Source organism: Pseudomonadota bacterium, from assembly GCA_011049115.1.
In the GTDB taxonomy this organism is placed as follows: Bacteria; Desulfobacterota; Anaeroferrophillalia; order Anaeroferrophillales; family Tharpellaceae; genus DSCM01.
On record DSCM01000037.1, the window covers coordinates 1 to 10,035 of the forward strand.

The following is a 10,035-nucleotide window of genomic DNA, read 5'->3' on the forward strand; positions in this document are numbered from 1 at the left end:
GACATTACCAATAAGCAAACTTAAAATTTAACCATGAACATCAGTGCTTAACTTTATCTTGCAATCAGGGTGATCAATTTTCGATAATCACAACTGGTCAAATTTCGGTTGTCATAACTAAGCGCGGTATCATCAGCCCTGAGCCGCGCTTCTTCAGTTCCTTAATAATTCCTTAATCGCTAATGCTTTATTTTGAAACCTCATCTGCATCTGCTACCGGACACGAAAGTGAAGTAATGCCCGAGGTAATAGCATCCAGACTAGCTTCACTGGCGTTGCTTTGACTGTTGTTTTGCATCCAAGCATCAGCTAAGGAATCAGCGATACGATATCGTAAAAAGCGTTCTCCGTCCGGCCCGGAAAAGACCTTCGCCTGAGCTTCGATCTGCATGGCTTTAGCTTTTGCCTGACTGCGCACCAGCATGATTTCCGTTTTAACCTTTTCCGCTTCCACCCAATTCCGGGCAGCAATTAACTGGGCTTCAGATGCCAGGATAACACTCTCTTTACGGGCCTGAGCCTCCTGTAGGGCCACCTGTTTCCGCCCTTTGGCGGCAACTTCAGCCGCTTGTGCCTTTATTTTGTTTACTTCAATTGTCGCGCGCGCTTTTTTAATTTCTTCGATCTTTTGCAAGAGCTCATTTGAAAACAACAGGCGCTTAATTTTAAACGTAGTCACTTCAAGACCCTTGGCGGCAAGCTCATGATTAATATTCTGACCAGCCTTTGCAAGATATTCCCTCTGTATCTGACCCTGATAAAAGGCGTCGGAATCATAGTATGCCGCTTGTTCCCGAACCGTGGCCGTGGCGATTTCAGTTATTACTTTTTCAATGTCATTTTCGCCCAGGGCCGCCAGTAGAAGGCCGGCCTGTTCGGCCTTCACCCGATACCAAAGGGCGAATTCTGCCTGAACCAGATCGCCATTCTGAGTCGTAAGTGACAACGTGGGCTCACTATCTGAATCATGGAGAGAAAGTTCCTGCTCGCGAATGCTGACTCGGACCAAAATATTGCTAATCGGGTTATAACCGGAGATAAACCAATAGTGTTTTCCGGGAGCCAGAATCTTCAGATTCTGAGCCGGATCTGATTTGCCGGTCATCACGACACCACGCTGGTCAGCCTCAATAATCGGAGCAAAATAATAGCTTGCCGCCACCAGCCCTCCGGTCCCGCTGAACAGAACGATAACTATCAGTACTTTAAGTAATCTGCTCATAATCCACAATCCTCAAAAAAAGAGATGAATAAATTAATGCTGCCTCCATTCGCTAGAGGAAAATCATACATCATTTCGCTTGAAAGGCTTATCCTCTCCTTTATCAAATCAGGCTGACTATCGTCAACCTTTCTCGATCTGGTTTTAAATTTCACCTTTTCCCTGGCGCAGGACTTCATATTCACTGCCGGTCAGATCAACAATGGTTGACGATTCAGACTCAATATCGCCGGCATCCAAAAGAAAAGCCACATCATTACGAAAAACCTTTTCCAGCGCGACAATTGAGTCTCCACAAGCGGCTGTTTTTTTGACACTGACCGCCAGTAATACACCCTTCAGCTGCTCCGCCAGATGCAGGCAGGCCAGATGATCCGGGGACCTGATACCCACCGTGTGTCGTTTGGTCAGCAGCATTTTCGGAACCAAGCGGGAAGCCGGTAGAATGAATGTATAGGAACCGGGAATCAGGCTCTTCATAAACCGGTAAGCGGGATTGCTGACCTCGGCCTAGAGACTGATATCTTTAAGATCGGCGCAGATCAGGGTGATACGCTTTTCGTGGCGTCCGGTTTTAAGAACATACAACCGATTAATGCCCTTTTTACTGGCCAGCCAACAGACAGCGGCATAATTGGTATCGGTCGGGATTATTGCCAGCTCTCCTGCACGCAGGCCATTGAGCAGTTGCGTCAGTTGGCGAGTTTTAGGCAAACCTCCATAGAGAGGAAAAATCTCCATTTAAATCACTGCACCTGTCTAATCCTGGTGCGATAGTGACCCACAACCCAAAAGTTGCCTGCTTACGCTCGGACCTGAAGGTTGTTAATCCTCAACTTGCTCTTTGCGAGCACAGATTTTGGCGACCCAGATACTCAGCTCATATAGAACAATAACCGGGAGGGCCATCATTGTCTGACTGACAACGTCCGGAGGGGTTAAAATGGCCGCGATTACAAAAGCCCCAAGAATTGCATATTTTCTTTTAGCCGCCAGCGTCTGCGCCTTGATTAATCCCAATAAAGCCAGAAATGCGGTTACAACCGGCAGTTCAAAAACGATTCCGAAAGCGAATAGAAGGCGCACGGAGAAAGAAAAATATTCCTTGACTGACGGCATCGGCTTAATAAAATCAGTAGCAAAACTGATAAAAAATTTAAACCCGAAAGGAAAAACGACATAATAACCAAAGAGAGCGCCACCCACAAAAAAAAACGTGGCAAAAAAAACAAAAGGGAAAACATACTTTTTTTCATGGGCATACAAACCTGGTGCGGTAAAACTCCAGATCTGATAAATTACAATCGGAGAAGCCATAAAAAAACCGGCAAGCAAGGAAATCTTGAGATAAATAAAAAAGGTTTCCGTCAATCCCGTAAAAATAAGCCCGTTTTCAGCCGGCATGGCCGCCAGTAATGGCACCATCAAGAGCCGAAAAAGGCCCTCGGAGAAAAAGTAGGCCGCGAGAGTGCAAATAGCAACGGCTATAATAGCAACCAGGAGACGTTTCCGGAGTTCTTCAAGATGATCCGTAAGGTGCATTCCAATTTCAGGATTTTCTTTTTTTGCGGAAGGGTTCAGACTCATGATCCGGCTTTCTTGAAATCCTCTCGGTTATCAATCTGGCTGGGCTCGTCTTTTTTGGGGGGTACTTCCGCCGTCACCTCTGGGTTCAAAGTTGCCGGAACCACTGAAGGCATGGGCTCCGGTGAGGGAGCAACCCGGCCGATACGACGGCGTTCCACGCTTTTCTGGAGATCTTCGGTTTCAGCGTTATCATCGCGATAAACACTGTCTTTAAAATCATCGGTTGCCCGTCTGAATTCCGCCATACCTCGGCCTAAGGTACGAGCCAGCTCAGGCAGCTTTTTCGGGCCAACGACCAGTAAGGCAACAATCAATATGATAATTATTTCAGTTAATCCGATACCGAACATCAGGCAATTCCGAGTCCTTTATGAGAAATGCTTTTGCACACAAAACTATTCAGCCAATTTTTAGTTTTGAGGGTGCATCGTGTTTTTCCGTAACGTCTCGCAATATTTCGTTGTTCTTCCCCGCGCATGAAGCCCATTCATTACTGGTGTTTGAGCGCGAGAGCGCGAGTTCAGCCATGGGGCGCAATGAGAACGCTGGAAAAGCAGAAACTGAGCCTCAGAAATAAAGGGCAATCATCTGAGCCCCGAAGCTGACGAGTTGTTTGCAAACAACGATATTTACGTACCCACTGAAAAAATGTCAACTTAAATGTTATTCAGTTGCAGCGAGACGAGTCTGAATGCAGGCGTTTTCCGCTCATGCAAAAAAAAAGGCTGCCGTTACGGCAGCCTTTTTTAAAAAGAACGCTATCTTATCTTTCTTCAATCGCGTCCGTCGGACATACCTCAACACAGGAGCCGCACTCTACGCATTTGTCCTGGTCGATTTCATAAATATCACCAGCTTCGCTGATTGCATCTTCCGGACACTCTTCAGCACAAGTACCACAAGCTACACATTCATCAGTAATTACGTACATTCTTTCCTCCATTTTAAAGTTCCGTCACCAGCAGTTCATGCCACTATCGGGACGGTTTTTAAAGCCGCAAGAAAAAAGCGGCCGGTTAACTTAGCCTTAAAGATTAAATAGTTTCCCGAACTATCTAAATAGACATAACTTCTTTCTCTTTATCGGAAATCACTTTATCTACCTTCTTGACAAAATCATCGGTCAGCTTCTGAATCTCAGCCTGCCCTTTTTTGTTCTCGTCTTCAGTAATTTCCTTATCCTTCTCCAGAGATTTTAGCATCTCGATAGCATCTCGCCGGTTTGAACGCAACGAAATTTTACTGGTCTCTCCGATCTTTTTTACTACCTTGACCAATTCTTTGCGCCGCTCTTCAGTTGGTCTCGGAATGCTCAGACGGATCTGCTTGCCATCATTACTTGGATTTATTCCCAAATCTGATTTATTGATGGCTTTCTCTATAGCTGGGATTACAGTGCTGTCCCACGGCTGGATTGAAATCAGACGACTTTCCGGAATTGCCAGCGAAGCGACCTGATTCAAGGGCGTCGGGGTTCCAAAATAGTCTATTTTGATGCCGTCAAGCAAAGAAAGTGAAGCTCTCCCGGTACGCACCCGACCAAGTTCCCGTTTCAAAGCTTCGAGCGTTTTTTGCATGCTGCTGCTGCCTTCATCAACAACTTCAGCAACCATCATCTGGCTCATTCAGAATTCTCCTTCAGCTGACCGACTCTGGTCCCGATGTTTTCGCCGCAAACTACCCGCAGAATATTGCCGCGTTTAGTCAGGTTGAAAACCAGAATCGGCAGATCATTATCCATGCAAACAGAAATCGCGGCGGCATCCATCACCTTCAGTTCCTTTTGCAGAACCTCAAGATAAGTCAGCTGGTCAAAACGCCGAGCCTGAGGATTAGTCATCGGATCGCTGTCATAGATACCGTCAACCTTAGTTGCTTTCAGAATTATATCGGCCTGAATCTCCATAGCACGCAGAGCCGCAGCGGTATCAGTCGAAAAAAAAGGGTTGCCGGTACCGGCAACAAAGATAACTATTCTTCCCTTTTCGAGATGACGCACTGCCCGCCGCCGAATATACGGCTCAGCTACTTCATGCATGGAAATAGCGGTCATAACCCGAACCTTGACCCCCAAGCGCTCAATTGCATCCTGAAGTGCCAAGCCGTTGATAACCGTGGCCAGCATTCCCATATAATCGGCTGTCGAACGATCCATGCCTTTGGCCGCAGCGGTTATGCCACGAAAAATATTGCCGCCACCAATGACTATCGCGGTTTGCAACCCCAAGCGATGGAGCTCGACAATCTCTTCCGCAAAACCGGAAATCGCAGTGGGCTCAATCCCGTACTCTCCTCCGCCCATCAGAGCTTCACCGGAGAGCTTAAGTAAAACTCGGTTGAAAACCGAACGGGTTTTCACCGTCGACATGGATGCGGTCATGGTTGCAGACAATTATATTTCACCTGTAAAAAAAATGAGCTTTACCTTGCCCCGGCGCACAAAAGCCGGACAAATTATCCCTGCTTAAGCTGGGCGGCGACTTCTTGCGCCAGATCACAACTTTTTTTTTCCAGCCCCTCACCCATGACATAACGGGTAAAACGGCGGATACTGATATTTTCACCGGTCTTGGCAATCATCTGCTTGATCAGATCCTCAATCGATATATCGGTATCCTTGACAAAAGCCTGTTCCAGCAAACAGCTGTCTTTAAAAAACTTTTCCATCTTGCCGTCAATGATCTTATCAAGGATCTTCTCCGGCTTTCCACTTTCCAAAGCCTGGGTGCGATAAATCGCCCTTTCGCTTGCAACCAACCCAGGCTCTACATCTTCACGTTTCAGAGCCACCGGTGCGGCGGCCGCGATATGCATGGCAACGTCTTTGACAAAATCAACAAAATCATCGGTTCTGGCAACAAAATCAGTCTCGCAGTTAACCTCAACCATAACTCCGATTTTACCACCAGCATGGATATAGGAAGCAACTACCCCTTCTGAAGTTATACGGCCACCCTTTTTTGACGCCGAAGCCAGGCCTTTTTCCCTTAAATAGGTCAATGCTTCTTCAAGATTGCCCTCTTTTTCCTTCAGCGCCGCCTTGCAGTCCATAATGCCGGCACCGGTTTTTTCCCGCAATTCCTTAACCATTGCTGCTGAAATCTCAGCCATTATAAATCTCCATAATCCTCTAATATAAATCCGCATCGCCCTCTTGAAAAGGGAGATACGGTTCCTGGTTTATTTTCAGGTTGTTTTTTGACTGAAGAGCCCTTTAAACTTCGACCGCATCAGTGTCGGCAAATGTTTCTTCACCAACCCGCTCGACAATCGGCATTTTACCTTCATCAATAACCGCCTCGAAGTCATCGTCGTCCTGTGCCTGCATGCGCTCGTCGCGCAGAGCTTTACCTTCGAGACAGGCCTCGGAAATGCTGGTGCAAAAAAGTTTAATCGCCCGAATAGCGTCATCGTTGCCGGGAACAACGTAATCAATTGAATCAGGGTCGCAATTGGTATCAACAATCGCTACCACCGGAATTCCCAACTTGTTGGCTTCCGCCACGGCAATCGCTTCACGCTTGGTATCGATGACAAAAATGCATGACGGAATTTTCTTCATGTTCTTGACTCCGCCAAGGTTTTTCTCCAGCTTTTCCCTCTTCTTTTCCAACTGCAAGACTTCCTTTTTGGGCAGAAGTTCGTAAGTACCGTCTTCCTTCATGGTTTCCAGCTTACGCAGACGGTTAATACTTTTCTTAATGGTATCAAAATTAGTCATCATACCACCCAGCCAGCGGCTGTTAACCCAATACATTCCGGCATTCTCGGCGGCTTCCTTAATACTTTCCTGAGCCTGTTTCTTGGTCCCGACAAAAAGAACATCGCCGCCTTGAGCTACTGTTTCAACAATTGCCTTGTACGCGGTCCGATAAAGTTTGATGGTCTTCTGCAGATCGATGATATAGATGCCGTTGCGGGCCCCAAAAATATATTTTTTCATTTTCGGGTTCCAACGTTTGGTCTGGTGACCGAAATGGACGCCAGACTCGAGCAGCTGACGCATGCTTACCATAGCCATGTTGTTCTCTCCTTCATTTCAAGATGTTGGTTTTATACCTCCGTCTCCAAGCCCTTGCGGACAACGGCGCCTACCGGACCACCCGGCACCAGGCTCCTGTTACAAACCAGCCTGCATCATCAGCGATCAAGGCGGGTCTGACTTGAAAAGACGTGCGAATTTAAACGCGGCCTAGTTACCACAAGCAAGCTTACTTTGCAAGGGGAAAAGGTTTAGCTATAGACATCATGATTAAGTCAGGAGTTCTCTGGCCCGAGCCACATCCGAGGCAATCAGCCGGCGCAGTTCGTCAATCCCGGAACAGCTTTTTTCCCGACGCAAACGATTAACGAAAGTCACTTTAAGTTCCTGTCCGTAAATATCTTGGTCAAAGCCCAGAATATGAACCTCGACGGTCAGGCCGGTATCAGAGAAAGTGGGATTATAGCCGATATTAAGCACCCCTTTAAATCTGTTCCCCTGAAATTCAACCCAGACGGCGTAAACTCCGTTTTGGGGATAAAGTTCAACCTCGGAAATCAGATTGGCGGTTGGAAAACCGAGACCCCGGCCCCGACCCTTGCCATGCACAACGCGGCCCGTGACGGCACAGGGCCGCCCCAAAAAACGAGCAGCTCGCTCAATTTCTCCCTGCATGATGGCCTCTCTGATCTTGGTGCTGCTGACCAATTCACTGTCGACCAGACAGGGGGGAGCGACTATTACTTCAAAACCTGAATTTCGCCCCAATTCGAGCAACCGGTTCACAGAGCCCTCCCGATTGCGTCCGAAAGTATAGTTATCCCCCACCACCACCACGGCGGCGCCCATTTTTTTCGCCAGAACCTGCCGGGCAAAAACGGGCGCCGACAAATCGGCGAAGGCATGATCAAAGTGGGCGATAACCAGATTGTCAATTCCAGAATCGGCAATCAGCTCGATTTTGCGTTCATATGAAGTGATCAGAAAGATTCGGCGTTTAGGGAAAAGCAGCTTCAAGGGATGAGGACGAAAGGTCAGGGCGCTTGATTCCAGCCCCCTCTCCCGGGCTCTTTCCCGGGCCAGGGCAAAAAGAGAACGGTGCCCGAGATGGACACCGTCAAAGTTACCGATTGCCACCACCTGGGAGCGGGGCGGGAAACAGGGTTCGCAAAAATTATCGTAGATTTGCACGTTGGTTCCGGACTAATTAGCGATGATGCTTAAAAATCATTTAAAATGGTTGAAAAAATCACCCTCGCGATCCATCACCACGGTAGTACGTTCAGCCAAAGCCTTGCCGTAAGCCTGCAGCGAGCGATAAAAATCATAAAAATCAGGGTCGGCCGAGTAAGCCTCCGCATAAATTTTGATCGCGGCCTGCTCCCCTTCCCCTTTGATTCTCTCAGCTTCACGATAGGCCTCGGAAATCAGAATGGTCCGCTCGCGATCCGCCTGGGAACGGATCTTAATGCCCTCCTCTTCTCCTTCGGAACGATAACTCTTGGCCTGGCGCTGACGCTCGGCCTGCATTCTCGTAAAAACATGTTTTTCATTTTCCTTGGGTAAGTCGGCGGCCTTGACCCGGACATCGACCACCTCGATGCCGTATTCCTTGCCGGCCTCGTTACTTTTGTTGGTTACTGCTTGCATGATCTTTTCCCGAACCTTGGAAACAATATCGTTCAGGGTTTCCCTGCCCAGTTCAACCCGCAGCTCAGAATAAATAATATCATCAAGCCGGGCCTGGGCCCCGGTTTCGGTACGTACCGACTGATAAAACTTGAGAGGATCGACAATCCGCCACTTGGAGTAGTTGTCGATCACCAGATTTTTTTTGTCACTGGTGATAATCTCGGCCGGAGCGGCATCATAATGCAGCAAACGCCGTTCAAAATAGACAACCTGCTGAAGAAAAGGAATTTTGAATTTCAGTCCTGGATCCGTAACCACTCTGATCGGCTTACCGAGTTGTAAAATCAGGGTCTGCTGGGTCTGATCGACAACAAACAAGCCATTGTAAGCTACGACTACTATCATCACGAGAGCAAGCATGATCGGCTTTAATAATTTCATTGTCCGGACCTCCTGTTTTCTCCCTGAGCTCCCGCCGTCACCGGGCCGGCACTCAGTTGTTCAAGAGCCCGCGGACGGGACTCAAGCGGCAACAAAGGTAGTAGTGAGCGGGTCAGTTTGGGATCAATAATTATTTTATCAAGACCTTGGAGAACATTTTCCATCATTTCCAAACGCATTCTTTTGCGCGTAATTTCCGGCGCCAACCGGTAAGCTTTAAGATTGGCGGAAAATCGATTGGCGTCACCTGTCGCCTGATTAATCAGTTTCGCCTTGTAAGCTTCGGCCTCATTGGTCATCTGGGTTGCCTTGCCTTTGGCCTTGGGAATGATTTCGTTACTATAGCCCTCGGATTCATTAATCAGCCTGATCTTGTTTTCCTTGGCGCTGGCAACATCCTGAAAAGACTGAATAACCTCTTTCGGGGGGTGAACATCCTGAAGCTGAATCGCGACAATCTGTACCCCTGCCTGGTAGTGGTTGAGAATTTCCTGCAGACGACTGGCGCAATCCTGCTGAATTTCGTACTTGCCGGTAGTCAGAACAATATCGATTTCATTCTTGCCGATGATCTCACGCATGGCCGCTTCAGTCGCTACCCGCACGGTCTCTTCCTGGGAGCTGACATTGAACAGATAGGCAATCGGATCACTGATCCTGTACTGAACAATAAACTGAGCGTTAACAATATTTTCGTCCCCGGTCAACATCAGCGACTCATGAGGAACCAGTTGGTAACGCGCCGGCGTGACCTTGGAAATCGTGCGAAAACCAATTTCGAGACGCTTGACCTGAGTAACCTTGGGCTTCAGCACCGTCTCTATGGGCCGTGGCAGATGCCAGTGAGGCCCGGCTTCGGTCGTGTATACGGCTTCACCAAAGCGCTTGACAACCCCTACTTCATCGGGGGCGACAATATAAAATCCGGTCGCCAACCAGCCAACCATCAGAATTGCCAGCAGTAGAAAAGGCCCTCCGGGCGGCCCCCCGCCGAAACCTTTTTCGGCTCGGTTGAAAACCTTTTTAACCAAATCTTCAATCTCACCCGACGATTTGCCTTTGTTTTCATCACCATTGTATTCCCAGGGCATTTTTCCTCCTTGCCGGCCTGATCAGCGAGCACTTAAATTTAAACAATTCCCGAGATTCTTGTTTTTTACTGAAGTTCGAC

At 48.0% G+C, this 10,035-nt stretch carries 13 protein-coding genes; all 13 read right to left on the reverse strand.

Annotated features, from left to right (window positions below; all coding sequences use genetic code 11):
* Positions 1 to 187: 187 nt before the first annotated feature.
* The 13 genes from ENN66_03430 to hflK all read right to left on the reverse strand — a co-directional run bounded on the left by ENN66_03430 (position 188) and on the right by hflK (position 9,955).
* A complete protein-coding gene (locus ENN66_03430; GenBank protein HDS15657.1) occupies positions 188 to 1,222 on the reverse strand; it encodes a hypothetical protein in 1,035 nt (344 codons plus the stop codon).
* 144 nt (positions 1,223 to 1,366) lie between these two features.
* Positions 1,367 to 1,702 carry a hypothetical protein gene (locus ENN66_03435; protein ID HDS15658.1) on the reverse strand — a complete coding sequence of 112 codons (336 nt, stop codon included), beginning with the start codon at positions 1,700 to 1,702 and terminating at the stop codon, positions 1,367 to 1,369.
* A gap of 30 nt (positions 1,703 to 1,732) precedes the next feature.
* The gene (locus tag ENN66_03440) at positions 1,733 to 1,963 is read right to left on the reverse strand and encodes a hypothetical protein (protein ID HDS15659.1); all 231 of its coding nucleotides are present in this window, start codon (positions 1,961 to 1,963) and stop codon (positions 1,733 to 1,735) included.
* Positions 1,964 to 2,047: 84 nt separating this feature from the next.
* Positions 2,048 to 2,764, reverse strand: coding sequence for a twin-arginine translocase subunit TatC (gene tatC, locus ENN66_03445; protein ID HDS15660.1), 717 nt, complete (start codon positions 2,762 to 2,764; stop codon positions 2,048 to 2,050).
* 41 nt (positions 2,765 to 2,805) lie between these two features.
* On the reverse strand, positions 2,806 to 3,159 hold the full coding sequence (tatB, locus tag ENN66_03450) for a twin-arginine translocase subunit TatB (GenBank protein ID HDS15661.1): 354 nt from the start codon (positions 3,157 to 3,159) through the stop codon (positions 2,806 to 2,808).
* A gap of 413 nt (positions 3,160 to 3,572) precedes the next feature.
* Complete coding sequence (locus tag ENN66_03455) at positions 3,573 to 3,752, reverse strand: 4Fe-4S dicluster domain-containing protein (GenBank protein HDS15662.1); 180 nt, start codon at positions 3,750 to 3,752, stop codon at positions 3,573 to 3,575.
* 112 nt (positions 3,753 to 3,864) lie between these two features.
* On the reverse strand, positions 3,865 to 4,425 hold the full coding sequence (locus tag ENN66_03460) for a ribosome recycling factor (protein ID HDS15663.1): 561 nt from the start codon (positions 4,423 to 4,425) through the stop codon (positions 3,865 to 3,867).
* A gap of 5 nt (positions 4,426 to 4,430) precedes the next feature.
* Entirely contained in the window at positions 4,431 to 5,177 is a 747-nt protein-coding gene (locus ENN66_03465; GenBank protein ID HDS15664.1) for a UMP kinase, read from the reverse strand.
* Between the two features lie 86 nt (positions 5,178 to 5,263).
* A complete protein-coding gene (tsf, locus tag ENN66_03470) occupies positions 5,264 to 5,920 on the reverse strand; it encodes a translation elongation factor Ts (GenBank protein ID HDS15665.1) in 657 nt (218 codons plus the stop codon).
* A 103-nt stretch (positions 5,921 to 6,023) separates the two neighbouring features.
* Positions 6,024 to 6,830, reverse strand: a complete 807-nt coding sequence (rpsB, locus tag ENN66_03475) for a 30S ribosomal protein S2 (GenBank protein ID HDS15666.1) — start codon at positions 6,828 to 6,830, stop codon at positions 6,024 to 6,026.
* 231 nt (positions 6,831 to 7,061) lie between these two features.
* On the reverse strand, positions 7,062 to 7,982 hold the full coding sequence (locus tag ENN66_03480; GenBank protein ID HDS15667.1) for a bifunctional riboflavin kinase/FAD synthetase: 921 nt from the start codon (positions 7,980 to 7,982) through the stop codon (positions 7,062 to 7,064).
* 36 nt (positions 7,983 to 8,018) lie between these two features.
* The gene (gene hflC / locus ENN66_03485) at positions 8,019 to 8,864 is read right to left on the reverse strand and encodes a protease modulator HflC (GenBank protein HDS15668.1); all 846 of its coding nucleotides are present in this window, start codon (positions 8,862 to 8,864) and stop codon (positions 8,019 to 8,021) included.
* Entirely contained in the window at positions 8,861 to 9,955 is a 1,095-nt protein-coding gene (hflK, locus tag ENN66_03490) for an FtsH protease activity modulator HflK (GenBank protein HDS15669.1), read from the reverse strand. Before hflK ends, hflC begins: the two co-directional genes overlap by 4 nt.
* Positions 9,956 to 10,035: the final 80 nt, after the last annotated feature.